Source organism: Streptomyces sp. NPDC050564, assembly GCF_044457265.1.
In the GTDB taxonomy this organism is placed as follows: Bacteria; Actinomycetota; Actinomycetes; order Streptomycetales; family Streptomycetaceae; genus Streptomyces.
Genome location: NZ_JBITGS010000009.1, coordinates 92,838 through 118,177 on the forward strand (window position 1 = coordinate 92,838; position 25,340 = coordinate 118,177).

24 protein-coding genes and 3 pseudogenes are annotated in these 25,340 nt (G+C 70.5%); 12 read left to right on the plus strand and 15 right to left on the minus strand.

Translation table 11 applies throughout. The annotated features are described in order from the left end of the window. Window positions 1–11: 11 nt before the first annotated feature. Together tuf and ACIBK0_RS16235 are read right to left on the minus strand one after the other, a co-directional pair. A complete protein-coding gene (gene tuf / locus ACIBK0_RS16230) occupies window positions 12–1,181 on the minus strand; it encodes an elongation factor Tu (protein WP_399080055.1) in 1,170 nt (389 codons plus the stop codon). 322 nt (window positions 1,182–1,503) lie between these two features. Then, entirely contained in the window at window positions 1,504–2,238 is a 735-nt protein-coding gene (locus ACIBK0_RS16235; protein WP_399080057.1) for a DNA alkylation repair protein, read from the minus strand. A gap of 49 nt (window positions 2,239–2,287) precedes the next feature. Between ACIBK0_RS16235 and ACIBK0_RS16240 the strand changes: the two genes are divergently transcribed. Then, window positions 2,288–3,088, plus strand: coding sequence for a TVP38/TMEM64 family protein (locus ACIBK0_RS16240; protein WP_399080059.1), 801 nt, complete (start codon window positions 2,288–2,290; stop codon window positions 3,086–3,088). A gap of 85 nt (window positions 3,089–3,173) precedes the next feature. Here the strand turns inward: ACIBK0_RS16240 and ACIBK0_RS16245 are convergent, their stop codons facing one another. Then, complete coding sequence (locus ACIBK0_RS16245) at window positions 3,174–4,343, minus strand: thiolase family protein (protein WP_399080061.1); 1,170 nt, start codon at window positions 4,341–4,343, stop codon at window positions 3,174–3,176. Between the two features lie 149 nt (window positions 4,344–4,492). Between ACIBK0_RS16245 and ACIBK0_RS16250 the strand changes: the two genes are divergently transcribed. Further along, entirely contained in the window at window positions 4,493–4,954 is a 462-nt protein-coding gene (locus tag ACIBK0_RS16250; RefSeq protein WP_399080063.1) for a winged helix-turn-helix transcriptional regulator, read from the plus strand. 87 nt (window positions 4,955–5,041) lie between these two features. Here the strand turns inward: ACIBK0_RS16250 and ACIBK0_RS16255 are convergent, their stop codons facing one another. The 3 genes from ACIBK0_RS16255 to ACIBK0_RS16265 are packed head-to-tail and all read right to left on the minus strand — an operon-like array spanning window position 5,042 to window position 7,904. Next, on the minus strand, window positions 5,042–5,770 hold the full coding sequence (locus tag ACIBK0_RS16255; protein WP_399080418.1) for a cupin domain-containing protein: 729 nt from the start codon (window positions 5,768–5,770) through the stop codon (window positions 5,042–5,044). Beyond that, a complete protein-coding gene (locus tag ACIBK0_RS16260; RefSeq protein ID WP_399080420.1) occupies window positions 5,764–6,699 on the minus strand; it encodes a PmoA family protein in 936 nt (311 codons plus the stop codon). The genes ACIBK0_RS16255 and ACIBK0_RS16260 overlap by 7 nt, the downstream gene beginning before the upstream one ends. Before the next feature lie 2 nt (window positions 6,700–6,701). After that, the gene (locus ACIBK0_RS16265; RefSeq protein ID WP_399080065.1) at window positions 6,702–7,904 is read right to left on the minus strand and encodes a Gfo/Idh/MocA family protein; all 1,203 of its coding nucleotides are present in this window, start codon (window positions 7,902–7,904) and stop codon (window positions 6,702–6,704) included. A 319-nt stretch (window positions 7,905–8,223) separates the two neighbouring features. On the opposite strand from ACIBK0_RS16265, the gene ACIBK0_RS16270 reads away from it, so the two are divergent. Beyond that, window positions 8,224–9,099 (plus strand): undecaprenyl-diphosphate phosphatase, encoded by an 876-nt coding sequence (locus ACIBK0_RS16270; RefSeq protein ID WP_399080067.1) that lies wholly within the window; start codon window positions 8,224–8,226, stop codon window positions 9,097–9,099. A 4-nt stretch (window positions 9,100–9,103) separates the two neighbouring features. Here the strand turns inward: ACIBK0_RS16270 and ACIBK0_RS16275 are convergent, their stop codons facing one another. Next, window positions 9,104–9,280, minus strand: coding sequence for a hypothetical protein (locus tag ACIBK0_RS16275; protein ID WP_399080070.1), 177 nt, complete (start codon window positions 9,278–9,280; stop codon window positions 9,104–9,106). A gap of 10 nt (window positions 9,281–9,290) precedes the next feature. Here ACIBK0_RS16275 and ACIBK0_RS16280 point away from each other — a divergent pair, with 10 nt between their 5' ends. From ACIBK0_RS16280 to ACIBK0_RS16290, 3 genes are all read left to right on the plus strand, one after another. After that, window positions 9,291–9,521 carry a hypothetical protein gene (locus tag ACIBK0_RS16280; RefSeq protein WP_399080073.1) on the plus strand — a complete coding sequence of 77 codons (231 nt, stop codon included), beginning with the start codon at window positions 9,291–9,293 and terminating at the stop codon, window positions 9,519–9,521. A 110-nt stretch (window positions 9,522–9,631) separates the two neighbouring features. Next, window positions 9,632–10,147 (plus strand): DUF1877 domain-containing protein, encoded by a 516-nt coding sequence (locus ACIBK0_RS16285; protein ID WP_399080076.1) that lies wholly within the window; start codon window positions 9,632–9,634, stop codon window positions 10,145–10,147. Window positions 10,148–10,283: 136 nt separating this feature from the next. Further along, entirely contained in the window at window positions 10,284–10,463 is a 180-nt protein-coding gene (locus ACIBK0_RS16290) for a hypothetical protein (RefSeq protein WP_399080078.1), read from the plus strand. A 436-nt stretch (window positions 10,464–10,899) separates the two neighbouring features. Here the strand turns inward: ACIBK0_RS16290 and ACIBK0_RS16295 are convergent. Next, a pseudogene (locus ACIBK0_RS16295) lies at window positions 10,900–11,186 on the minus strand (SDR family oxidoreductase); the annotation flags it as partial. A gap of 305 nt (window positions 11,187–11,491) precedes the next feature. Here ACIBK0_RS16295 and ACIBK0_RS16300 point away from each other — a divergent pair. Next, window positions 11,492–12,796 (plus strand): vanadium-dependent haloperoxidase, encoded by a 1,305-nt coding sequence (locus ACIBK0_RS16300; protein ID WP_399080080.1) that lies wholly within the window; start codon window positions 11,492–11,494, stop codon window positions 12,794–12,796. 341 nt (window positions 12,797–13,137) lie between these two features. On the opposite strand, the gene ACIBK0_RS16305 is transcribed toward ACIBK0_RS16300, so the two are convergent. Beyond that, window positions 13,138–15,573: a SpoIIE family protein phosphatase gene (locus ACIBK0_RS16305; protein WP_399080422.1), complete on the minus strand. Its 2,436-nt coding sequence runs from the start codon at window positions 15,571–15,573 to the stop codon at window positions 13,138–13,140. A gap of 252 nt (window positions 15,574–15,825) precedes the next feature. After that, window positions 15,826–16,003 (minus strand): annotated as a pseudogene (locus ACIBK0_RS16310) (DUF4291 family protein); the annotation flags it as partial. Window positions 16,004–16,110: 107 nt separating this feature from the next. On the opposite strand from ACIBK0_RS16310, the gene ACIBK0_RS16315 reads away from it, so the two are divergent. Both ACIBK0_RS16315 and lnt read left to right on the plus strand, forming a co-directional pair. Next, on the plus strand, window positions 16,111–16,596 hold the full coding sequence (locus ACIBK0_RS16315) for a nuclear transport factor 2 family protein (RefSeq protein ID WP_399080082.1): 486 nt from the start codon (window positions 16,111–16,113) through the stop codon (window positions 16,594–16,596). Window positions 16,597–16,792: 196 nt separating this feature from the next. Continuing rightward, entirely contained in the window at window positions 16,793–18,367 is a 1,575-nt protein-coding gene (gene lnt, locus ACIBK0_RS16320; protein ID WP_399080084.1) for an apolipoprotein N-acyltransferase, read from the plus strand. Here lnt and ACIBK0_RS16325 read toward each other — a convergent pair. Further along, a complete protein-coding gene (locus ACIBK0_RS16325) occupies window positions 18,285–19,196 on the minus strand; it encodes a Gfo/Idh/MocA family protein (protein WP_399080086.1) in 912 nt (303 codons plus the stop codon). The genes lnt and ACIBK0_RS16325 overlap by 83 nt on opposite strands. A 102-nt stretch (window positions 19,197–19,298) precedes the next feature. Then, complete coding sequence (locus tag ACIBK0_RS16330) at window positions 19,299–20,591, minus strand: FAD-dependent monooxygenase (RefSeq protein ID WP_399080088.1); 1,293 nt, start codon at window positions 20,589–20,591, stop codon at window positions 19,299–19,301. Window positions 20,592–20,747: 156 nt separating this feature from the next. On the opposite strand from ACIBK0_RS16330, the gene ACIBK0_RS16335 reads away from it, so the two are divergent. The 3 genes and pseudogenes from ACIBK0_RS16335 to ACIBK0_RS16345 all read left to right on the plus strand — a co-directional run bounded on the left by ACIBK0_RS16335 (window position 20,748) and on the right by ACIBK0_RS16345 (window position 22,117). Beyond that, window positions 20,748–21,338 carry a TetR/AcrR family transcriptional regulator gene (locus tag ACIBK0_RS16335; protein ID WP_399080090.1) on the plus strand — a complete coding sequence of 197 codons (591 nt, stop codon included), beginning with the start codon at window positions 20,748–20,750 and terminating at the stop codon, window positions 21,336–21,338. Further along, window positions 21,335–21,466: pseudogene (locus tag ACIBK0_RS16340) on the plus strand (DUF664 domain-containing protein); the annotation flags it as partial. The gene ACIBK0_RS16335 and the pseudogene ACIBK0_RS16340, both read left to right, overlap by 4 nt. Window positions 21,467–21,655: 189 nt before the next feature. Continuing rightward, window positions 21,656–22,117: a hypothetical protein gene (locus tag ACIBK0_RS16345; RefSeq protein WP_399080092.1), complete on the plus strand. Its 462-nt coding sequence runs from the start codon at window positions 21,656–21,658 to the stop codon at window positions 22,115–22,117. A gap of 115 nt (window positions 22,118–22,232) precedes the next feature. Here ACIBK0_RS16345 and ACIBK0_RS16350 read toward each other — a convergent pair whose 3' ends face one another. The 3 genes from ACIBK0_RS16350 to ACIBK0_RS16360 all read right to left on the minus strand — a co-directional run bounded on the left by ACIBK0_RS16350 (window position 22,233) and on the right by ACIBK0_RS16360 (window position 25,289). Continuing rightward, window positions 22,233–22,790 carry a hypothetical protein gene (locus ACIBK0_RS16350; RefSeq protein ID WP_399080094.1) on the minus strand — a complete coding sequence of 186 codons (558 nt, stop codon included), beginning with the start codon at window positions 22,788–22,790 and terminating at the stop codon, window positions 22,233–22,235. A gap of 122 nt (window positions 22,791–22,912) precedes the next feature. Next, entirely contained in the window at window positions 22,913–23,596 is a 684-nt protein-coding gene (locus ACIBK0_RS16355; RefSeq protein WP_399080096.1) for a uracil-DNA glycosylase, read from the minus strand. A gap of 112 nt (window positions 23,597–23,708) precedes the next feature. Beyond that, window positions 23,709–25,289: an ABC transporter substrate-binding protein gene (locus tag ACIBK0_RS16360; RefSeq protein ID WP_399080098.1), complete on the minus strand. Its 1,581-nt coding sequence runs from the start codon at window positions 25,287–25,289 to the stop codon at window positions 23,709–23,711. Window positions 25,290–25,340 lie beyond the last annotated feature (51 nt).

Consider the following 25,340-nt stretch of genomic DNA (forward strand, 5'->3'; position numbering starts at 1 on the left):
TCGGCCGACGCTCAGCCGACCGACGTCACCGTCCCCGCGCCGACCGTCCGGCCGCCCTCGCGGATCGCGAAGCCCAGGCCGGGCTCCAGCGGGACCTCGCGCCCGAGCTCCACCGTCATCGTGACGGTGTCGCCGGGACGCGCGACCGCCGTCTCGCCGAGGTCGACGTCGCCGACCACGTCTGCGGTGCGGATGTAGAACTGCGGGCGGTACCCGGTGGAGACGGGTGTCGTGCGTCCGCCCTCGCGCGTCGACAGGACATACACCTGCGCCGCGAAACGGCGACTGGGTACGACGCTGCCGGGCGCGGCGACGATGTGCCCGCGTCGCACCGCGTCGCGCGGAACACCGCGCAGCAGCAGCGCCACGTTGTCCCCGGCCTGCGCCTCCTCCATGGGCTTGCCGAAGGTCTCCAGACCGGTGACCACCGTGTCGACGGTGGCGCCGAGCACTTCGACGCGGTCGCCGACCCGGATCGTGCCGCGCTCCACGGCACCGGTGACGACCGTGCCGCGGCCCGTGATCGTGAGCACGTTCTCGACCGGCAGCAGGAACGGCGCGTCGAGATACCGCTCGGGCATCGGCACGTAGGTGTCCACCGCGTCGAGCAGCGCGTCGATCGCCGCCGTCCAACGAGGGTCCCCCTCAAGGGCCTTGAGACCGGACACGCGTACGACAGGTACGGCTTCGCCCCCGTAGCCGTGCGCGGAGAGCAGCTCGCGGACCTCCAGCTCCACGAGGTCGGTGAGCTCCTCGTCGCCCGCGTCGGCCTTGTTGAGGGCGACGACGATGTGGTCGACGCCCACCTGCCGGGCGAGCAGCACGTGTTCGGCGGTCTGCGGCATGATCCCGTCGAGCGCCGAGACGACGAGGATCGCCCCGTCGAGCTGGGCCGCGCCCGTGACCATGTTCTTGACGTAGTCGGCATGGCCCGGCATGTCCACGTGCGCGTAGTGCCGGGTGTCGGTCTCGTACTCGACATGCGCGATGTTGATGGTGATGCCGCGAGCGGCCTCCTCCGGCGCACGGTCGATCCGGTCGAACGGAACGAAGGTGCCGGAGCCGCGCTCGGCCAGGACCTTGGTGATGGCGGCGGTCAGGGTGGTCTTGCCGTGGTCGACGTGACCCATGGTGCCGATGTTCAGGTGCGGTTTGGTGCGCACGTAAGCCGTCTTGGGCATGGCTGTACCTCGAAGCCTCTTCAGTGTCAGCGGAACTGAGTGATGGCCCCGGCGCATACGGGCCGGGACGGGGACCCCAAGGACTTGCCGACCCTCCCCCTGCGGGGTCCGCCGGACGATCCGGGAAGGGTCAGCTTCGGGCGCCGTCGACGGCGGCCACGGGGACGGCAGCCTTCGGGGCATCCGCGACTGCGGATGCTGCGAGGAGGAAGGCGTACCGGAACATGAGGAGATCATCGCCGACGCGTCGGCCCACGTCGAATGGTTTTCGGCGCCCGGGAGTCGGGTGTTTCGGGTGGTGCGATGGGATGCTGAAGGCGCCTCAGGCGCCGATGTTCTTGAGTGCCTCGCGCACGGACAGCGGCGCGAGCCTCCCCCGCTCCCGGGCGACGAAGTCCCGCACCGCCTGCGGGTCCGTCTTCGCGTACTCGCGCAGACACCAGCCGATCGCCTTGCGGATGAAGAAATCGGGGTGCCCGGACTGGCGGACGCAGTACCCGAAGAGGCGCTCGGTGTCGGTGGCGTCCTTGTAGCGGAGCTGGTGGAGCAGGGCCGTACGCGCGACCCACAGGTCGTCGTCCTCGATCCACGCGTCCATGTCGGTCTTCAGCTTCGGGTCGGCTGCCACCAGGCCTCCCACTACGTGGGAGGCGAGTGCGTCGACGGTGTCCCACCAGGGGACCGTGCGGACCAGGTGGCGCGCCACCGGCAGGAAGCCAGACGACAACCGCTTCCCATGACGGCGCAGATAGTCGACGGCGAAGTAGTGGTACTCGCGCTCGGGCAGATCCCAGCAGCGCAACGCGAGCGCCGCGCAGTCGGCCTCGTCGGGTCGGGCGGTGTCCTGGAGGACGGGCCGAGACAGGGCGCGACGCTCGGGCGTGGTCAGCCCGAGGAAGGGCGCGACGTCCTTCATGTATGCGCGCATCGCCGCGGCCCGTTCCGCATCGGCGGCCGCGGCGTACGTGGCCGTGAGCCGCGGCAGCACGGCGTCCGCGACAGCGCTGTTCGGCACCTCGAACCGCACACCTGAGGTTCCGGAAGCTGTGACGCCCATGAGACGAACCATACGGCGATCACACACACTGGTCGGTTAGTGTCGCCGGATGCTCGATGCCACCACCCGCTCTGGGGGCACCGCCACGGCCACTCCCCAGGCCGCCGCCACGGAGCTCTCCGTCGCCGCGGAGCTCGCCGTCGCCGCACCCGCCGTCCTGACCGCCGCACGCACCGGCCTGACCACCCGCTGTACTAGAGCACTGCTCTCGCCCTGGTCGCGGCTCTCCCTGCTCGTGGTGCTGCTCGCGGCGGCCGCGTCGAGCGTGCTGCTCTTCGAACCGCAGCGGCTGCTCGCCGACGGCTGGCCGCCGCAACTCGGCGGTGCCGCGGCGGCTGTCGCGTTCGCCGTGGCGTACGGGCTGTGCACGGTCGCGTTCGTGCCCCGTCCGCTCCTCAATCTGGCGGCGGGCGCCCTCTTCGGCTCCCAACTGGGCCTGGGCACCGCGCTCGTGGGCACCGTGCTCGGTGCCGGTGTCGCCTTCGGGCTGGGCCGGATCCTCGGGCAGGACGCGCTGCGCCCGTTGCTGCGCGCCCGCTGGCTGAAGGCGGCGGACGGACAGCTCAGCCGGCACGGCTTCCGGTCGATGATGGTGGCCCGGCTGTTCCCCGGGGTGCCGTTCTGGGCCGCCAACTACTGCGCGGCCGTCTCCCGCATGGGCTGGCTGCCCTTCCTCCTCGCGACGGCGCTCGGCTCGATCCCGAACACCGCCGCGTACGCCGTCGCCGGCGCCCGGGCCTCGGCTCCGACGTCGCCCGCCTTCCTCATCGCGATGGGCTTCATCGCCGTACCGGCCCTGGTCGGAGCGGTGGTGGCCTGGCGCAAGCGCCACCACCTGCGCGGCCGCTGACACACCACGCGGTCGCGGAAGCGCTGACTGTCTTCCTCACCACCGCGCGGCCTCACCACCGCGCGGCACCGCACGGCCACCGGCCCTACACGGCTTCCAGCACCATCGCGTTGGCGAGCCCGCCCGCCTCGCACATCGTCTGCAGCGCGTAGCGGGCTCCGCGGGTCCGCATGGCGTGGACGAGGGTGGTCGTCAGGCGGGTGCCGCTCGCGCCGAGCGGGTGGCCGATCGCGATCGCTCCGCCGTGCACGTTGACCTTGGAAAGGTCCGCGCCCGTCTCCTGCTGCCAGGCGAGGACGACGGCCGCGAAGGCCTCGTTCACCTCGAAGAGATCGATGTCGCCGAGGGCCAGCCCCGCCTTGCGCAGCACCTTCTCGGTGGCCGGGATGACGCCCGTGAGCATCAGCAGCGGATCGGAGCCGGTGACGGCGAAGCTGTGCAGCCGGGCGATGGGCCGCAGGCCGAGGCGGGCCGCGGTCTCGCTCGACGTGATGAGCACGGCCGACGCGCCGTCGTTGATGGGGCTCGCGTTGCCCGCCGTGACGGACCAGTCGATCTGCCCGAAGCGCTCGCCGAAGGTGGGGTCGTAGTAGGCGGGCTTGAGTCCGGCGAGTATCTCCGTGGTGCTCGCGGGCCTAACGCACTCGTCGCGGGTCACTCCCTCCAGGGGCGCGACTTCGGCGTCGAACAGGCCGTTGTTCCACGCCGCGGCCGCCTTCTGGTGCGAGCTCACCGCGAAGGTGTCCATCTGCTCGCGCGAGATGCCCCACTTGGCGGCGATGAGTTCGGCGCTGATCCCCTGCGGCACCAGACCCTCCGGGTAGCGCTCGGCGACGCCCGGCCCGAAGGGATCCTTGCCCGCCGGCACGTTCGACCACATCGGGACTCGGCTCATCGACTCCACACCGCAGGCGACGACCATGTCGTACGCACCCGACATGACGCCCTGCGCGGCGAAATGCACGGCCTGCTGCGAGGAGCCGCACTGCCGGTCCACGGTGGTCGCCGGCACCGTCTCGGGGAATCCCGCGGAGAGCACGGCGTACCGGGTGGTGTTCATGGCCTGCTCGCCGACCTGGTCGACGGTGCCCCCGATGACGTCGTCGATCAGGGCCGGGTCGATCCCGGAGCGCTCGACGAGGGTGCGCAGCGTGTGGGCGAGGAGCTCCACGGGGTGGACATGGGCGAGGGAGCCGTTCGGCTTGCCCTTGCCGATGGGCGTGCGTACGGCTTCGACGATCACGGCGTCACGCATGGGATGCCTCTCAGGTCTCTGAGGTCAGGGAACCGGTGACCGAGCGGGTTCGTTCTTCAAATTCACTGAGTTTGCTTTCCAAACCCGCTAAGTGACTCCAGAGTAGCTCAGTGGGTTGGACAATCCAACCCACCCCCTAGACTGGTGGCATGAAGGACGCGCGCCCCTGCTCGATCGCCGACACTCTCGCTCTCGTCGGCGAGAAGTACTCCCTGCTCGTACTGCGCGAGGTGTCCTTGGGCGCCACGCGGTTCGACCAACTGGTCCGCAACATCGGCGCCCCGCGCGACGTACTGACGGCTCGCCTCAAGCGGCTCGTCGACGCCGGCGTACTGAAGAAGATCGAGTACAGCGACCGCCCCAAGCGCTACGAGTACCGGCCCACCCAGGCCGGTCTGGAGCTGGTGCCGGTCCTGTGGACGCTCATGGCGTGGGGCGACCGCCACCTCCACGCCGACGGCGACCGCCCGATGGTGATCGAGCACATCTGCGGCCACGAACTCGTCCCGCAGGTCGTCTGCGCCGAGTGCGGCAATGAGGTGGAGCAAGGCGACCTGAAGGCGCACCCACAGGCACCTGGCTGGACGGTGACGGGGCCCGCGGCGGCGTAGCACGCGGCCCGGCGCAGGCCCTACGGGCCCCTTGCGGGCCTGGACGGTCGCCGTTCCACGGGCCTGGTCGGTCCTCTTTCTAGGGGCCTAGACGGTCCCCTTGTAGATGTCGAGCCGTCCGCACATCCCGAACCGGCCGTGGGCGGCCGGCAGCTCGGCCCGCACCACGGCGTCACCAAGGTGAGACGTGTCGCCCTGCTCCAGGCGGTCGAGCTGGTCCCCCGTGGCCGAGGCGGCCGCCTCGGCGCCACGCCGCCACCGCTCACGCCACTCCGCGAGGCGAGGCCGCACCAGCGCGGCGGCGGCCCGGTGGAACGCGGCGAGCGGCTCGGGCCCCTCCGCGTCGCGCAGCGCGCGGTAGCCCTCCAGGGCAAGATCGCGCCGGGCCCGGGCGACCCGCGCCTGCTCCTCCTCGGTCGCGTCCGCCGGAATGACGGTTGCGGCAGCGTAGGTCCCGGGGTCGGCCAGATACGTGGGGGGCAAGGTGAGGACCGCGTCGCCCGCCTCCGGCAGACCGTTGTTCTGCATGAGGACGGTGATGCGCAGGTCGTCCTCATTGACGAGCCGGTGGATCGTGCCGGGCGTGAACCACGCGACCGTGCCCGGGAGGAGCGGTGTGACCTCATACCCCGACGTCGTCAGCGTCTGCACGGATCCGCGCCCGCCGGTGACGACGTACGCCTCCGAACAGGTCAGGTGCAGATGAGGGGTTCCACCGCGCACGCCGTCGGCCGCGGGCCAGTCGTAGACGCAGAGGTGCGAGACGGCGACGGCCCCCGGGAGTCCGGTGAAGCCGGGGATCACAGCGCTCACCAGGGATGCTCCTCCAGGTACTTGGCGACCTCCTCGCGCTCCCAGGTGCCCTCGGCGACGACGACCCGGTAGCGGCGGGTGAGTGTTTCCCCGGGCGCGAGCTCCAGTTCGTCGAAGAAGGCGAGCGAGGGGGCGACGGCCGCGAAGGGCTCGTTGCGGACGAACCAGTGGGCCGGGTGGGCGCCTCGCGACCCGGAGTGGTCGTTCTCGGGGGCGTGCGCGAAGACGAGGGTCGCGTGGCCGTCGGACCCGTCGTGCTCACCCGAGTACGCGAGCCACGGCGCCTGCCGCGCCATCAGGTCGGACCCTTCGGAGTCGGGCCCGATGACCCGACCGCCCCGGAAGGCGCGCGGGCCACGCCAGAACAGGCCCGTGTAGCCCGCCATCTCCCGCCCGGCGGTGGTGGGACTGCCGAAGCGCAGGGACTCCGCACGGCGGTTGGTGACCGCGGTGGTCCAGGTCAGCGCCCAGGAGCCCGCTCCGAGATCGATGTCGTGCACCTCGATGCGGCGCTCCTCGTCGGCCCATGGGTCACCGTCGTACGGATGCCAGGTGAGGCGCTCGGCGATGACCGCGCGGGCACCGTCCGAGGCGACCTCGTCGAAGGTGACATGCGCCATCGACCCGACGCGCTCTGGGAGTTCGAGATATCCCTTTCCGTGGACGTATGTGTTGCCACCCCACAGGTTCTGCCCGGAGAGGTGCGAGGCCGTCATCTGGAGGCCCTTGTGCCAGCGGTGGTCGTTGGGCCGGTAGTCCGTGACGACGTTGTTCGCCAGTGTCCTGAGCGGATGCAGATACGGCTTCGGGGACTCCCAGGCGGCCTCGGGCCGGTAGACGTAGCTCAACAACTCCACACCGCTGGTGACTTCACTGACGGTGACGCGCTCCCCGTGCGTGTGGACGAGGCGCAGGCTCCCCTGCGAGGACATGGTCACGCCGGCACCTCCTGGTCCAGGGACACCTCGGGGACCACGGGCGCCCAGCCGGGCGCGCCGCCGTGCAGGGCCGTGTAGTACGCATCCCCCGGGCCGATCTCCCCCGCGCGGACGGTCGTGTCCGTGAACGCCGACTTGTAGAGAGCGGTGATCAGTTCCAGGCTGGTCCGTCCGTCGGCGCCGCTGCTGCGCGGCCGTTCTCGGGCTCGCATGCTCGCGACGAGCTCCCGCAACTGCGCCAGGTGCGAACTCGGTACGTCCGCTCCGAAGTCCCGCCAGGCCGCGACATCGGCGTCCGGCACATCCGGTGCCGGAGTGATGCGCCAGTTGTCGTTGCTGTGCCCGTACAGGTGCGTGAGCTCGACGGTCCCGCGCTCGCAGTCGATGCGGATGCGGCTCACCTCGTCGGGGCTCAAAACGCTGTTGACGACAGTGGCCATCGCGCCGCTCGCGAAGCGGACCAGGGCGGTCGAGACGTCCTCCGTCTCCACATCGTGCACCAGGCGTCCCGCCATCGCCCGCACCTCGCTCCACGGCCCCAGCAGGTCGAGCAGCAGGTCCATCTGGTGGATGCCGTGTCCCATCGCGGGCCCGCCGCCCTCGGTGGCCCAGCGTCCGCGCCAGGGCACGGCGTAGTAGTCGGCGTTGCGGTACCACGTGGTCTGGCAGTGCGCGACCAGGGGACGGCCCATGGCCTCCTCGGCGATCAGGCGCCGTACGTGCCGGGCGCCCGAGCCGAAGCGGTGCTGGAAGACGATCGACGCGTACGGGCCCCCGTCCGTTCCCTCCTCCGCCTCTACGGCGTCGAAGTCGGCCAGCGTCGGGACGGGCGGCTTCTCGCACCACACCCAGGCGCCGGCGCGCAGCGCGGCAATGGTCTGCTCGCGATGCAGGGTCGGCGGAGTGCAGATGGCGACCAGGTCGGGCCGCTGCTCTTCGAGCATCCGGGCCAGATCGGTGTACGCGTGCGGAATCCCCACCTCGGCGCAGAACTCCCGGACCGCGCCCTCGGCGATGTCGACCGCGGCCACGATCTCCGTCTCGCCCTCTTCGGCGAGCCGCGCGAGCGCCGGACAGTGGCTCCCGCGCGCGATGGCGCCCGCGCCGATGAGGGCGGCCCGGATGGGGCGGCCGTCGAACGCGGTCGCGGGGCGGTTCGCGGAGGTCTCGGGGCTGCTTGCGGTGCGGGATGTGCTCATGTACGTGATCAGCGCTCCATCGGACGTGACGTCAGACGTTGGCCAACGCATGATGCCCCGAGCAAAACCCGGCGACAGCAAGCGCTTTCTCCAATGCTGCAACGTATGCGGCGATCCAGCGGCCGGTCAACACCCCGGTCACGTCATGGGCAACGTTGCCGCGCATCCCGGGCAGGCCCGCCTCGCACGGCTGCGAAACCCCTGTGGCCGGGCTGTCACGGCCGGACGCTACGCTGCCCTCTACACCCTTGATCACCCGAACGGCGGCACGGCCTGCCCGTCGCCCCTCCCACCATCGGCACTTGGACCACGTAACTTCATGTCTTGGTTTGAATCCCTCATCCTCGGACTTGTCCAGGGGCTGACCGAGTTCCTTCCCGTCTCCTCCAGCGCCCATCTGCGTCTGACCGCGGCGTTCGCGAGCTGGGACGACCCGGGTGCGGCCTTCACCGCGATCACCCAGCTCGGCACGGAGGCCGCGGTCCTGATCTACTTCCGCAAGGACGTCGGACGGATTCTCTCGGCGTGGTTCCGCTCGCTCACCAACAAGACGATGCGGCGGGACCACGACGCACAGATGGGCTGGCTGGTGATCGTCGGCTCCATTCCGATCGGTGTGCTGGGGGTGACGCTCAAGGACCAGATCGAGGGGCCCTTCCGCGATCTTCGGGTCACCGCGACGATGCTGATCGTGATGGGCGTGGTCATCGGCGTCGCCGACCGGCTCGCGGCACGCGACGAGACGGGCGGCAGGCACCGGGCGGCCAAGCAGCGCAAGACACTTGAGGATCTGAACGCCAAGGACGGCCTGCTCTACGGCCTCTGCCAGGCGATGGCACTGGTCCCCGGAGTCTCCCGGTCCGGCGCGACCATCAGCGGCGGCCTGTTCATGGGCTACACCCGCGAGGCGGCCGCCCGATACTCCTTCCTCCTCGCCATGCCGGCCGTCCTCGCCTCCGGCACCTTCGAGCTCAAGGACGCCGCCGAGGAGGGGCACATCTCCTGGGGTCCGACGATCTTCGCGACGGTGATCGCGTTCGCGGTCGGCTACGCCGTCATCGCGTGGTTCATGAAGTTCATCTCGCACAAGAGCTTCATGCCGTTCGTCTGGTACCGGATCGCGCTCGGCATCGTCATCATCGCGCTGGTGGCGACGGGCGGTCTGAGCCCGCACGCGGCGGAGTCGTCGGGCTGACGGCTCATACCCCGGCTGCCCCTGCCGTCCCGGGCAGGGCGAGCGCCCAGGGTTCCTCCTCGTTCCGCGCCCCGTTGGCGACGTACGCGATCGTCCGGTACCAGCCCGCGCGGACCAGCGGCTCCAGGACTTCCTGTTCGTCGAGATGCTCGCGCAGCCCGCTCCACACCGCGTCGCTCACGCGCGGTGGTGTGCAGTTCGTCGACGGCGCGGAGCAGAGCCGTCTGCCGGGCGGACCAGACCGGGTCGTCGGGTGCGCCGATCGCGGTGAGGGTGACCTGTTCCGGGGTGAGACCGGCCGTCTCCGCGTACGTCGCCATACGGCCCAGTCGGCCTGGCATCTCACCCCGCTCGGCGACGACTTGGTGACCGCGATGCGGCCTCTGCTGGACTGGTCCCGCGTCCGGGCCGAGCGAGAGTGAGCCCGGGCGCGAGGCCCGGACCGGGACCGCAACGCGCTTGAACCCCGCCCTGGACGGCCCCTCGAAAGTCCAGCGACAGCGGGCCTCGGGCCTGGCCATAATCCCTTTCCATGGCCTTGACTCAGCAATTCGCCCGTGTCTCTCCGGAGTACCTGGCGCAGTGTCGCGAGTCGGCCCTCGGTTCGCCCGGCGCCGCCCCCGGTTGGGCCCCTCCGTCCCGCGATCTCCTCGACGCCGACTGGGCGATGTGGGGCCTCATCTGGTACTGCCGCAAGACGGCCGCCCACCCACGTCTGGTCGACCTGCTCGACCGGGTGTTGACCGGCGATCCCGGGGGCGACATCGGCTTCCTCGACCACGACGAGGTGTACGACGGCGTCACCGACCCGCCCGGTCTGCTGGCTCCCGCCGCGGTCGACGAGATCACCCGCGCCCTCTTCGACGTGGACATCGGCCGAGTCCTCGCGGATCTGCCGCAATCCCCGGAAGCCGCCGCCTCCGTCGTCGGATTCGAGGGGTTTCGTGGCAACGTACGGGACTACCTGGTCGAGCACTTCCTCGCGCTGCGCGCCTTCTTCCGCGGCGCGCAACTGCGCGGTCAGTGCGTCGTCGTCTGGATCGACTGAGTGGATCGACTGAGCCCGGTCGAGGCGGTGCTCGACGGGCAGCGCCTCGGACTCCCCGCCCGCCGTGACGAAGCACATACGGCATGAGTAGCCGTCCGGTAGCGCACTGTCAGTCCTTGCCCCTAGGCTTGTGCGCATGTCCCCCGATTTCACTCCCTCTGGTTCCGTGCGATCCGCTGCCGCGTTGAACGAGCAGATCCGCGCCCTGTGGACGCGCGCGGGCGGTTCCCTGTCCGCCCAGGAGCGGGCGGAGTACGAACTGCTGGTCGTGAAGTGGGCGGAAGCGATACGGGGAGAGATCGTCGAGGCGGCATGAGAGCCGTGGGGTGAGCGCGCCGACCGGGCCCTGCCTACGCACCGGTCCAAGCCGACGCATCTCCACGACAGCCGGTCAGTCGAGGCCGATGCATCTCGAGGACAGCCGACCACCCCAAGCCGACTCGTCTTCGGGGCAGCCGACCAGCCGTAGCTGATACGTCTCAGGACAGCCGACCAGCCGCAGCCGACACGTCTCAGGACAGCCGACCAATCGAAGTCGGCGCGTCTCCGGGGCAGCCGGCCAGATGCAGCCGGCCCATCCACATCCACACGGCAGCCCGCCGGGCAAGGCCAGTACCTCCCCACGGCAGCCCGCCAGTTGAGGCCGACGCACCCGCGCTCACTTGAGCCCGACGAGCCCGCGCTTCAGCACCGACCGCCGAGCGGTGGCGCCCCGTCACCGCCCCGGACACCCGAAGTACAGCCCCCGTCGTCTACGACGAGTCGGGCGACATCAACCACGCGATGGCGGCGGCGATTTCCTCGGCCTGTCCGACGCGACGGAGCCGAATCGACGAGCCGCGCGCTCGGCGCGCCCCGGGTCACCCATCGTCGCGTGCATCTCGGTGCCGATCACGCCGGGTGCGACCGCGTTGACGCGGATGCCGTCGGGGCCGAGTTCCTCGGCCAGACCCGGCGTCAGCGCATCGACGGCCGCCTTGGTGGCCGCGTAGTGCACGAACTCACCGGGGCTGCCGAGCGTGGCAGCCGCCGAGGACACGGTCGCGTTCGGTGTCGAGGCGGGAGAGCAGGTTCGCGACTCTGCCCCTTGCAGCGCGGTTCGCCGGGCCCGGGGTGGGTGCAGGGTCTGTCCGGCGGTGATGTCCTCGTAGCGGGCGGTGAGGCGTTCGAGGGCGCCCTGGGCCGCCCGGTTCGCGGCGAGTTGTCTTGCTCACCCAGTGGACCGTTGCTAAGCCTTGGGCACTCAACTCTAGGGAGCACGCTGTGCATCAAGAGCCCCCTCTTCCCGTTCCTCCGCGTTCACGTGTCCGAGCATTCATCTGCGCCGTCGCGGCCATCGCCCTCGTGACGCTCACCGCCGCAAGTCCCCCCGACGCGGACCCCCGGACCGCGGCGGACCCGGCAGCCGTGGTCCGCGAGTGGAACGCCATCGCCACCGACACGATCAAGACCAGCCTTGGCCCCCGCCCCTCCGGGCAGGTAGCGATCTGGGAGGGGTTCGTCTCCGTCGCCGTGTACAACGCCGTGGTGGGGATCGAAGGCGGCTACGCCCTGTACAAATGGCACGAGCGCGGTCCGGCCAAGGCATCCTCCGCGGCGGCCGCCGCCACTGCGGCCCACGACATGCTGCTCACCTACTTCCCTGCCTTCAAGGAGCAACTCGACACCGCCTACGCGGACTCGCTCGCCGCTCTTCCGGCCGGTCCGGCCAGAGACCGGGGCGTGGACTACGGAAAGCGAGCTGCCGCCCGCATCATCGAACTCCGGGAGGGCGACGGCCGGTTCGCGGACGTTCCTTTCACCGCTTCCCCGGCACCGGGGGTCTGGCGGCCCACCCCGCCCGCGTTCCAGCCCTTCATCGACACCTGGCTCGCCAGGCTCCGCCCCCTCCTGCTCACCTCCCCGCAGCAGTTCCGCCCCGGCGCACCCCCCGCCCTCTCCTCGGCCGCGTACGCCGAGGATGTCCAGGAGCTGAAGACCATGGGCGCGAAGACCGGCTCGGGCAGGAGCGCACAGCAGACCGAGACCGCCCTCTTCTTCAGCGGTAACCTGGTCGCACAGGTCCAGACAGCCGTAAGGGACAACGCCGCCCGGCACCGGCTCGGCATCGCCGAGACGGCCCGGCTGTTCGCCGCGGTGAACGCGTCGGCGACCGACGCCGTCGTCACCGCATGGGACGCCAAGCTCCACTACGGCACCTGGCGGCCGATCACCGCCATCCGCCTCGCCGACACCGACGGCAACCCCGCGACGACGGCAGACCCGGCCTGGGAGCCGCTGCTCCTCACCCCACCACACCCGGACTACATCGCCGGCCACACGACCGTCACCGCTGCCGTGGCACGCGCCCTGACCGGCGTCCTCGGCACCCCGCGCATCGACCTCTACGTCCCCTCCGAGGTCACCGGTACCACGCGGTACTACGGGTCCGCCGACGACCTCAACCGGGATGTCGTCGACGCCCGTGTGTGGGGCGGCGTCCACTCCCGCACGGCGGACGTGGCCGGCTGCCGGGCCGGCACCGACGTGGCCGCCTGGGCGCTGGACCACTACTTCCAGCCGGTCGCCAAGGACGGCACCCAGCCGTCCCCGCCGACACGAACGGTTCCGCAGGACAGGCGCGCCGAGCCGAAGTGCGGCGACGACTGAACACGCTCAACAACCATCCTGGTGATGTCCATCAGACGGCCGGGCACTTCACTGTCTTCGGAACAGGAGTACTCGGCCTTCGCGATGACAGCTCCCTGCCGCACGTTGAACCCGCGGCCGACCCATCCCTCGCCGGGGGACGGTGATTCGAAGCCATCGATCTCGTCTCCCGGAGGGTTCTTCCCCATCTCGTCCACCGTCCCCCTGCCCTCGAACAGGGCGGCCGCTGTGGCCTGGTGGTCGAATGAGATCAGCTTGATGACCACCTCTTGGGTGTCCATGGTGGTGTAGCCGCCCGAGCCCACACCGATGGCTTTCGCGCAGGTCGTGGAGGTCGCGGGTCATGAGGGCGGCAGAGGCTGCTCCGTCCAAACGGTCTTGCCGTCGTGGCTGTAGCGGGTGCCCCACCGTTCCGTGAGCTGTGCGACCAGGAAGAGCCCGCGTCCGCCCTCGTCCGTGCTGAGGGCTCTTCGGAGGTGAGGGGAAGTGTGGCTGGTGTCGGACACCTCACAGATCAGGCACTGCGCACGGATGAGCCGCAGGGTGACGGGGCCGGCCGCGTACCGGTAGGTGTTGGTGACGAGCTCGCTGGCGACCAGCTCGGTGGTGAAGGCCAGTTCCGTCAGCCCCCATTCGGTCAGTTTCGCCGTGGTCAGCTCCCTGGCACGGGCAGCGGCGGTCGCTTCCAAGGGCAGCTGCCATGTGGCGACATTCTGTGGCGGTAGCACCCGGGTACGGGCGATGAGCAGCGCGATGTCGTCGATGGGGCGGTGGTCCGTGGGCAGCAGCGCTTCGACCACGCCGTGGCAGGTGCGGTCCAGAGGATCGGCGGAGTGGGCGAGACATTCGTGCAGGCTTTCCAGCGCGGCATCGATGTCGCTGTTGCGCGCCTCCAGGAGACCGTCGGTGTAGAGCGTGAGCAGGCTGCCCTCGGGGAGGTCGAGGTCGCACGTCTCGAACGGCAGTCCGCCCAGGCCGAGCGGTGGTCCTGCGGGCAGGTCGAGCACGGTCACCTGGCCGTCCGGCGTGGACACCAAGGGTGCCGGGTGGCCGGCGCGCGCCAGGGAGCAGTGCCGGGAGACCGGATCGTAGACCGCGTAGAGACAGGTGGCCCCGAGCACCTGCTCGATCGCCGACCGGTTGCCGTCGGCGTTCGTCTCCAGCTCGGTGGCCAGCAGACCGACCAGATCGTCCAGCCGGGCCACTACCTCGTCCGGTTCCAGGTCGAGGCTGGCCAGGGTGCGCACGGCGGCGCGCAGGCGGCCCATCGAGGCCGCAGCATGGATCCCGTGGCCGACCACGTCTCCCACGACGAGGGCGACCCGGGCCCCCGACAACGGGATCACGTCGAACCAGTCACCGCCGATGCCCGGTTCACCGCTCGCTGGGAGGTATCGGCAGGCCACCTCGACGGCAGGCAGGTCGGACGCCACGCTCGGCAGCAGGCTGCGCTGCAGAGTCAGAGCGGCGTTCTGCTGCTGGGTGAAGCGGCGCGCGTTGTCGATGCAGACGGCCGCACGCGAGGAGAACTCCTGGGCCACGGCGGCATCGTCGTCCTCGAAAGGCTCCGAGTGGCGCACTCGCCACAGGCTCACTACGCCGAGTACCAGGCCGCGCGCAACCAGGGGCACCACGATCAGCGAATGAACGCCGAGACCCAAGGCGATCTCGATCCGCCGCCGGTCCATGGCGTGCCACTCGGGGCGCAGGGACAGCAGCCTTTCGAGAATCGGGCGACGCTCGGCCAAGCACCGCTCCTGCGGAGACTGCGGAAGGAGCGGGACCACATCGCCCTCCTGGAACGGGACCCGGCGCTCTGGGGGCGAGAGGGCTACTCGAAGCAGCGGACCTGCCACACCGGGGGATGGTTCGTCACCACGTGTCACCGGCTCCAGAAGGTCCACCGAGCAGTAGTCGGCCAGGCCGTGGACGGCCATCTCGGCCAGTTCCCGGGCGGTCTGTGCCACATCCAGTGAGGTTCCGATCCGGGCGCTCGCCTCGTTCAGCAGGGTGAGCCTGCGTCGGGCCCGGTAGCGCTGGGTCACGTCCTCGATCGTCTCGGCCACGCCCAGAACCCGGCCCGAGGAGTCTTCCATTCGAAACGCCGAGACGGACACCATCCGTTCCTGACCCGGATCATGGCGTGTGCGGGCCGACTGCTCCGTGAAGATCAACGGCTCGCCGGTCTCCAGGACGTGCCGTACCCGCTCCTCGGCCGGACCCGCGTCCTCGTCGACCATGAATTCGCGGGGGCGACGGCCCACCGGCGCCTCGGCTGGGACGCCGCTCGCCTTTTCGATCGCACGGTTGACCCGAATCACTGTCATGTCCGGGCTGTGGATGACCAGACCGATCGGGGACCGGTGGTACAGGCCGTCCAGCAGCGCACGGTCCCGCTGCCAGGCAATGACCTCCGCGGCAGGCGCACCGACCAGGATCCACTCCTGAGACTCCCCGTCGCGGGTGATCGCACGGGCCCGGAAGCCCATCTCCACACGCTGTCCGTCGCGGTGCCGGATGGGCAGAACTCCGAACCAGCCCCCCGTCCTCATGGCGTCCACGACGACGGAACGCGCAACAGGCAGGTCACGGGCGTCGACCAGGAGGTCCTGCCACGCCCGTCCGATCACTTCCTTGGGGGTATAGCCCAGCAGCTCCTGTGCACGTGCGCTCCAGCCGACCACTGTGCCGTGATCGTCGAGCACTGCCGAGGCACCATGCCCGAGGGCGAACGGATCCTCCGGACTCTCGCTGAAAAGCATCGACGGCGTCCCCATAACCACCACCTTGCCTCCGTGACTCCGATGTTCCTCCCCCCGGTCTCCGTCCGCGACTCTCCCTTCCTGTCGGTTCGGCGGTTCGGCAGGAGTGGCATGGCGACGCTCAGCGCGTGCAAGGAATCGCGTGCAAGGAATGGGAGTGGCCACTGCCCGGGCCCAATCCGTCACGCAGGTCGGCGAAGCGACCCCCTCCGTCGCCGGCGCGCGTCGGGCGTTGTGGCACTTCAGACACGAGTCCTTGTGGGCTGTGAACGCCGGCTTGATGACCCACGTCATCCGGTCCCGCTTCCACGCGGACGGAAAACGGTTGGCGCGCCGCGGGACGGCCGATCCCCGGGCCGTAGGCCTGGTAGACGGGGACCGTGGACGGCGTATGACGGGCGCGTACGCGGAACTTGGGCTCCTTCGCAAGGGATTGATCGTTCACGGGCAACAGCGTCCACCGGGCGACCCCGTCGGGGTCAGCGAACATCAGCCACCGAATATCACCGCACGGCCCTTGGCGTGGGACGCCCCGTGGCCAACACTGAGCCGATGACGCAGCGTGTGGAGCTCGCGACCGTGATGGACCGGTTCGCCGTGGATGGACTCGTCACCGACTACGCGGTGGCGGTGGACGACGGGGACTGGGAGGCGTACCGGGGGCTGTTCGCGCCGGACGGACGCGCGGACTACCGCTCGGCCGGGGGCATCGAGGGGGACGCCGACCAGGTGGCGGGATGGCTCGCCCAGAGCATGGAGCTGTTCCCGATGCGCCAGCATTTGATCGTCAACCGGCGCGTCCGGTTCGGGATCCTCGAGCAGGACACGGGCGATACGGCCCGGGTCCAGGCGGATTACATCAATCCGATGAGGTTCGCGGGACACGACGGAGGATCCACCGCGCCGGACTTCGTGTGCGGCGGCCGTTACGCCTTCGGGCTGCTGCGTACGGACGACGGCTGGCGACTACGCCACGTGATCGTCCAGGAGAAGTGGCGCCGCACCCCGCGGACGCTCCAGCAACCGGCGGCCACCTGAGCGTGCCCGCCGCCGAAGCGGGCTCCCCACCGACGACACCCGCCACCTGGGCGGGCCCGCGGCCACGACACCCGCCCCCAGAGCGGCGCCCTGCCGACCACGCTCACCACCACAGCCGCCCCCTGTCCATGCCCCCTGTCGGAGATCGTCTCCGACGCGCACACTGGAGGCACGCACCTGGGGAGGGAGGCGCTGCATGAAGAGGCCCGACCAATGGCTCGCCTCTCCTTGGCGGCGCGGGATCACCGCCGTGCTGGCGGGCGCGTTGCCCGTGTTCGCCTTTCCCGCCCCGTCCTGGTGGTGGTTCGCGTACATCGCGCTCGTGCCCTGGCTCCTGCTGGCCCGCTCGGCCCCGACCGGCAGACGGGCCGCGTTCGACGGCTGGCTCGGCGGGCTGGGCTTCATGCTCGCGGTGCACCACTGGCTGCTGCCGAGCCTCCATGTGTTCACGGTGGTCATAGCGACCCTGCTCGGTGCGCTGTGGGCCCCTTGGGGCTGGCTCGTCCGTCGGTTTCTCGCCGGGGTGCCCTCGGCGGGGCAGGTCGGCTCCGCGCTCGTCGTACTGCCGTCGGGGTGGCTGGTGGTCGAACTGGCCCGGTCCTGGCAGGGCTTGGGCGGACCGTGGGGCCTGCTCGGGTCGAGCCAGTGGCAGGTGGAGCCCGCGCTGCGGCTGGCCTCCGTCGGCGGGGTGTGGCTGCTCAGCTTCCTGGTGGTGGCGGTCAACGTCGCCGTCGCCGTACTGGTCGCGGTGCGTGAGTCCCGTAGGCCCGCCGTGGCGGGGCTGCTCGCGACGGCTGCGGCGACCTCGGCGGCGTGGGTGTGGTCGCCGCGCCCCGACGTGGACGGCCGGGTACGGATCGCCGTCGTACAGCCCGGGATCGTCGACGGCCTGGGCAGCCCCGCCAAGCGGTTCGCGCGCGAGGAGGCGCTCACCCGTACGCTCGCCGGGCAGAATGTGAACCTGGTCGTCTGGGGCGAGAGCAGCGTCGGGTTCGACCTGGCCCACCGTCCCGACCTGGCGAACCGGATCGCCGCGCTCTCCCGCCTCACCGGCGCGGACATCCTGGTGAACGTCGACGCGCGCCGCTCCGACCGGCCTGGCATCTACAAGAGTTCGGTCCTGGTGGGACCGCAGGGCCCGACCGGCGACCGCTACGACAAGATGCGGCTCGTGCCCTTCGGCGAGTACATACCCGCGCGTTCCCTGCTCGGCTGGGCGACCTCGGTGGGCAAGGCGGCGGGCGAGGACCGCAGGCGCGGCTCCGAGCAGGTGGTGATGAACGTCGGGCACGGGCTGCGGATCGGACCCATGGTCTGCTTCGAGACGGCGTTCCCCGACATGAGCCGCCATCTCGCCCAGGACGGCGCCGGGGTGCTCCTCGCGCAGTCCTCGACATCGACCTTCCAGAAGAGCTGGGCACCCGAGCAGCACGCCTCGCTCGCCGCGCTGCGGGCCGCCGAGACCGGCCGCCCGATGGTGCACGCGACGCTGACCGGCGTCTCCGCCGTCTACGGCCCGAGCGGCGAGCGCATCGGTTCCTGGCTCGGCACGGACGCGAGCACGACGATGGTGTACGAGGTGCCGCTGGCCCGGGGTGTCACGCCGTACGTCAGGTTCGGCGACTGGCCGGTGCACGCGGCCCTGCTGGTGCTGGGGGCGCTCTGCGCGACGGAGGGCGCCCGCGCGATCAGAGCGCGGCGGCACGCTCCTCAACCGCACGTACCACCCGCTCGCACAGTTCATGAGTCGCGAGCGCGTCACGGGCACTGAGCACTTTGCCGGCCCGCACCGCGTCGAGGAAGGCGATCGCCACCTGCTCGATACCGCGCTGCCTGGCCACCGGTACCCAGTCCCCGCGCCGCCGGACGGTCGGCTGCCCCTTGTGATCGATCACCTCGGCGAGGTTGACCACCTGACGCTTGGTGTCCTGGCCCGAGACCTCGAGGATCTCTTCGTTCGAGCCGCTGAGGCGGTTCATCACGCCGATCGCCGTGAAGCCGTCCCCTGCCAGTTGCAGCACGACATGGTGCATCAGCCCGTTCTCGACGCGGGCCCGTACGGTCACGTCGTCCACCGGTCCCGGCACCAGGAACCGCAGGGTGTCCACGACATGGATGAAGTCGTCCAGCACCATCGTGCGCGGCGCCTCGGGCAGTCCTATGCGGTTCTTCTGCATCAGGATCAGCTCACGCGGGTGATCGGCGCACTGCGCGTAAGCAGGCGCGTACCGCCGGTTGAAGCCGACGGCGAGACCGACGCTGCGCTCCTCCGCGAGCCGCACGAGCCGCTCGGAGTCGGCCAGTTCGTACGCGAGCGGCTTGTCGACGTACGTCGGTACCCCCGCCTCGAGCAGGCGTGTGACGATCTCGGGATGCGCGACGGTGGCGGCGTGCACGAACGCCGCGTCGAGGTCCTGCGCCAGGAGTTCCGCCAGGTCGGTGTGTCGCTGCGCCTCCGGAAGGTGGAGGCTGTCGGCGACCTGGCCGAGCGTCGCGGGCGTCCGCGTCTGCAGATGCAGCTCCACCCCCGGCTGGACGCCGAGCACCGGCAGATAGGCCTTCTGCGCGATGTCGCCGAGTCCGATGCAGCCGACTTTCACAACAGTCCGCCTCTCGATGATGCGATGGTGACCGAGGCCGACCTGCTCTTCTGCCGGGAGGCCGGGGATTGTCCCCCGGGAAGGCACAGCACAGGGGTCTCCTCAAAGGGTGCGTTGCGGGTTCCTGACCTCGGGGGAAGCATACGGCTGCCCGGGCGGCCGCCAGTCGGCGATGCCGTCGAAGCTCCGCAGGAACAACGCGGGCCCGGCCTTTGACAGCGCGGCGATCGCGGCGTTGCGTACGGCGATGCCTGCGCGGTTGCTCATCAGGTTCAGCCGGGCCACCTGGACGGCCTTCCGCGCGATGGCGGTCGTACGGGGCTTGCGGTCCGCCGTGTAAGCGGCCGGCTCGCTCCCCTCCGGGCGCGCGTGGTGGGCGAGCACGATCGCGTCCTCGATGGCCTGGTTGCCGCCCTGCCCGAGGGTCGGCGGCATGGCGTGCGCGGCGTCGCCGAGCAGGGCGACCCGTCCGCCGTGGAAGGCGGGCAGCGGCTCGGCGATGTGCTGGACGTCGTGGCGCAGCACATCCAGCGGGCCGACCGCGTCGATCAGGGCAGGGATCGGATCGTGCCAGTCGCCGAACCGGCGCAGGAGCTCCTGCTTCTCGTCGTCCGCTCGCTCCCCGGGGGGAGCCACGGCGGCGCCGTAGGCGTAGATCCCGCCGTCCTGGAGCGGCTGCGTCCCCCAGATCCGGCCCCTGCCCCAGGTCTCGTGCGCGGCGAAGCGCAGCTCCGGCGCCGGGATGACGAAGCGCCACGTCGTGAAGCCGGAGTGGACGGGCCCGGGGTGCCGCGGGAAGAGCGCCTGCCGCACGCCGGAGTGGATGCCGTCGGCGCCGACGACCAGTTCGGCCTCCAGATGGCCGTCCGGGGTACGGACCAGGGCGGGGCGTGTGCCATTGCCGGGGTCGACCAGGGTCGCGGGTGCCGCCGTACGCACGGTGCCCTCGGGGAGCCGCGCGGCCAGCCGGTCGATGAGGGCCGCCCGGTGCAGAACCACAAGCGGGTCGCCGAACCGGTCGGCGAGGGCAGCGGCACTGGTGCGGGACACCCAGCGGCCGTCCGGGGTGCGCATCCCGCCGTCGCCCTGCCAGGCGGCGAGTTCCCGGATCTCGTCACCCACGCCGATCACGTCGAGAGCGCGCAGGGCATTGGGGGCGAGGGAGATGCCGGCGCCGACCGGGGCGAGCGTGGGGGAGCGTTCCAGGACAGTGACCCGCCAGCCGTGCCGGAGCAGCGCCACCGCCGCGGTGAGACCTCCGATGCCGCCTCCCACGACGACGGCACGGGGTGCCGGGGCGTGCGACTTCGACTTCGACTTCGCCTGTGCTTCTGCTTCTGCTTCTGCTTCTGCTTCTGCTTCTGCTTCTGCTTCTGCTTCTGCCTGTTGTGCCATGACTCCTCCTCGTCCCCCGAGGGGGCACCGTGGGTATGCGATGACCGGACCCACTCCGGCTGCCGCACATGTCCGAACCCACCTAGGTCACTACATCTGTAGTAACCGGCCGTCTCGACCGTACTACGGATGTAGTGCTACCGGTAGGTTGACCCCATGCCCGTACGCAGCACCGGTGCGTCCCGCGCCGAACTCATCGCCGACACCGCCCTCGACCTGCTCGCCGAGCGCGGAATGCGCGGTCTCACCCACCGCGCGGTCGACGAGGCGGCAGGGCTCCCCCAGGGCTCGACGTCGAACCAGGCGCGCACCCGGCTCGCCCTGCTGGAGGCCGCCGTACGCAGGCTCGCGGAGCGCGAGGCTCAGGTGCTGACGCCCGACGAGATGCCGGATCCGAGGGGTGGGCCGGACACGCTCGCCGACGGTCTCGCGCTCGCCCTGCACCGGTATCTGACGCGCCATCGCGAACTGCTCGTCGCCCGCTACGAGCTGGCCCTGGAAGCCACCCGGCGACCGGAACTGCGGGAGTTCTTCGACGCGGCGGGGCAGCGCTTCCGGGATCCGCTGAACGCGCTGGTCTCGGCGGCGGGGTCACGCGATCCCGCTCGCCATGTGCTGTCGCTGGTCGCGTGGTGCGATGGGCTGATGTTCTCGTGCGTGGCCGGTTCGTTCCACGACTCCGTCCCGAACGTCGACGAACTGCGGGAGAGCTTCCGAGAGCTGTTGAGGGGGATGCTGACGCCATGAGGGCGGAGCGGCGCGGACCGAACCCGCCACGAACACGGGATGAGCGGTCCACCCACATGATCGAGGAGTACGCGCGCCACATCGGTCACGCGCATCCGATCCGGGAGCGAATCGACAGCGCCACCGGGCCACTGAGAACAGCGAACACAGCGCCGGCGGGTGCGGCACGCACCACGGCGCCTCCGGAGGTCGAGTCACCCGGCGCCGGGGCACGCTGCTGATGCCGACACCCATCGGAGGACCGGAAGGTCACCCGTGTGGAGCAACCTTCGCTTGTCCGCTCCCCAAGACAGGCCCGACCCAGCAGAGTTGAGCGGGTGCATCGAACGACAACGACCGCAACGCTCCTGGTCACCGTGACTGTCACCGCCCTCTCCGGCTGCGTGACCGTCCAGCGATCGCCCGCCTCCGGCACGCCGCCGGCGCCGTCCCGGCACGACGCGCGGCGTCCGGACGGCAAGGCCGAGCCGCAGATCGTGCAGGCACCGGCGCGGGAGGCGCTGGAGCTCATCGGGCCGTCCCGGAAGCCCTCACCGAGTGCGGCGACACCGCGCCGTGCGGCTCCCCCACCGCCCGCCGCGGTACCGGCCATCCCTCCGCGCCGCCCCCGTCCCGCCCCGCATCCCGAGCCACGACGCCCCGAGCCCCACGTCGCCGTCCCGCCCGCAGCCCCCGACTTGTCGCAGAACGCGGACGTGTGTGCCCTCGGCAAGAAGTACGGGGGCTGGCAGGCGAACAGTCCGGAGTCGACCATCTGCCGGGGGGCATACGGACATTGACGGAGTCGGCACCCGCCGCAAGCGGGTGCGGGTGCGCGGCCGCGAGGCGCGCGCCACGGGTGCCGGCGTGCGGCCGGTTCCTCCATGGATACGAGGCAGCCGGCCGGCACGCACGCTAGGGCCGCTGTCTCGGCGGCCCCAGTGTCTCGCCTCCGGGCCCGCCGAGGCTGTCGGGTCCGCAGGCCTCCCCCGATGCCCCGGCACCGTCGAGCCGCAGCTCGAGACGGCCGATCGCCGCCCGCACGCCATCCCCGTAGCTGTCGTCCCCGAGGGCGCCGACGGCCCCGCGGGCCCGGCGCAGATGGCTGCGGGCGGCCTCGGAGCGGCCCAGCTTCAGATAGTCGGCGGCCAGGTTCAGGTGCAGTGACGGGTAGAAAGCGCGCACCGCGAGCGACTGGTGGTGCTCGGCGACCCGCCCGTCGCTGAGCTCCTCTGCCGCCGACAACGCCCGTAGGTCCCAGGCGAGTTCGTCCGCAGGATCGTCCTGTGTGTCGGCCATGTAGTGCGCCAGCGTGCAGCGGTGCAGGGGGTCGCCGTCCTCGCCGATCTCCGCCCACAGGTCCAGGAAGCGGCCCCGAGCCTCCTCGCGGTCACCGCCGTGGTGCAGCATGACGACCTGGCCGATCCGGGTCATGATGGCGTCCGGCGCCGCCTGCTCCTGTTGCTCCGCCACCGCGTCCTCCAGGCTCGTCGCTGTCCCTCACGACGCTAGCCCGAGGCAGTGACAATCACGCTCAGGCGCCCCCGTGCACCGCTGGGCCAGGCTGGTGACGGTCCGGCCCAGCGGCTGTGGCGTCAGCCCAGGTCCGGGATCTGCCAATCGATGGGCTCGTGGCCCTGCCGGGCCACCGCCTCGTTGATCTGCGTGAACGGACGCGATCCGAAGAACTTCTTCGCGGACAGCGGCGAGGGGTGCGCCCCCTTCACCACCACGTGCCGCTCTTCGTCGATCAGCGGGAGCTTCTTCTGCGCGTAGTTGCCCCACAGTACGAAGACGGCCGGGTCGGGCCGGTCGGCCACCGCGCGGATCACCGCGTCCGTGAACTTCTCCCAGCCCTTGCCCTTGTGCGAGTTGGCCTCGCCGGAGCGCACGGTCAGCACCGCGTTCAGCAGCAGCACGCCCTGCTCGGCCCACGGCATCAGATAGCCGTTGTCCGGGATCGAGGTGTCCAGCTCCTCCTTCATCTCCTTGTAGATGTTGCGGAGCGAAGGCGGGGTCTTCACCCCCGGGCGGACCGAGAAGCACAGGCCATGCCCCTGACCCTCACCGTGGTAGGGGTCCTGGCCGAGGATGAGCACCTTCACCCGCTCGTACGGCGTCGCGTCGAGCGCGGCGAAGACCTCCTCCCGCGGAGGGTAGACGGGACCCTTCGCGCGCTCCTCCTCGACGAACTCGGTGAGTTCCTTGAAGTAGGGCTGCTGCAGCTCCTCGCCCAGGACGCCGCGCCAGGACTCGGGCAGCATGGCGATATCGGTCACGTCAACTTCCTCCGATGTGCGGTCACTTCCAGACCACAGAACCTACCGTCGCCCACTGACAATCGGCTCCGGCCCGCTCCCGCACGGCTGGTCCAGCCGGTCCAGCCGTGCGCTACCAGCTGGTTTTGCGGTGCAGCTCCCACATGGCCATGATCGTCGACGGGTCCAGGGCCCGCTCGCCGCCCGAGATCTCCTCGCTCGCGGCCACGTACTGCTTGCCCTGCCACAGCGGCAGCAGCCGGGCGTCGTCGACGAGGATCTGCTGGGCCTCCTCGAACTCCTTGACCACGGCGCCGCGGTTGCTCTGACGACGCGACTCCGGCAGCAGGCTGTTCGTGATCCGCGGGGCCGGATAGGGCGTACCGAGGGCGTTCTGATCGCCCACGAAAGGCGCGATGAAGTTCTCGGCGTCCGGGAAGTCGGGGAACCAGCCGCGCCCGAACACCGGGTACTCGCCCTTGCGGTAGCCCGCCTCGTACGTCTTCCAGGGACGGCTCTTCAGCGTGACGCGGAACAGGCCGGAGCCCTCGAGCTGGCTCTTGAGCTCCCGGAACTCCGGGGCGGTCTCGGAACCGTAGCGGTCGGTCGTGTACCAGAGCGTGAGCGGGACGGGCTCCTTGATACCCGCCTCCAGGAGGATCTTGCGAGCCTTGGACGAACTGGGGTCCCCGTAGTCGTCGAAAAACCCGGCGCTGTGCCCGATCAGGCCCGCGGGGACCATGGAGTACAGCGGGTCGACGGTGTCCTTGTAGACCTTGTGCACGATGGCCGGCCGGTCGACGAGCTGGGCGATCGCCTTGCGGACCGCGAGCTTCCCGGCCCACGGGTCCTTCGGATTGAACACCAGGTAACTGATTTCGGTGCCGGCGCCTTCGAGGAGCTGGATGCCCTTCTGGGAGTCGCGCCCCTGGAGCTCGACGATGTCGGATGCTGCGAGCCCGCGGTAGGTGACGTCGATCTTCTTTTCCCTGAGGGCTTCGACCATCTGGGCCGAGTCCGGGAAGTAGCGGATGGTGACCGCGTCGTTCTTGCGTTGGGCGAAGCCGTCGTAGTGGTCGTTCCTGACCAGTTCGGCCTTCTTGCCCTCCTCGTAGGACTGGAGGGTGTACGGCCCGGATCCGAAGACCTTGTCGTCCGTGCGCAGGGCGTCGGCGGGGTAGTCGTCGGGGTCGACGATCGACATGGCGGGGGTGGCCAGGACAAATGGGAAGGTGGCGTCCGGCTTGTTGAGGTGGAAGACGACCTCGCGGTCACCCAGTACCTGGACCCGGTCGAGGCTGCCGAGCAGGCCCGCCGGACCGCCGCGTACCCCGATCTTCTTGATCCGGTCGATGGAGTGCTTGACGGCCCGGGCATCGAGCGTGTCTCCGTCGGAGAACTTCATGTCCGGGCGGAGCACGCAGCGGTACGTGCGATTGGATCGGTCCGTGAACTCGCAGTTCTTGGCCGCGTCCGGCTGAGGCGTGACCGCGCCGTTGGGGTAGCTCAGCAGCGTCTGGTAGATGTTGCGGAACAGCTCCCAGGAGCCGTCCCAGGAGGCGGCCGGGTCCAGCGTGCTCGGCGCACTGGTGGTGCCCACGACGATCGGCCCCTTGTCGCCGGACGATCCCGAGGAGAACACGCCACACCCGGCCACCAGGGTTATGGACGTGGCCGCCGCCAGTTGCCGCAGACATCGGTTCCGGTTGAACACGCGCACGCTCCTCGATCTGCCGTACCAAGGGTCGGCAGACCATACCGCAGT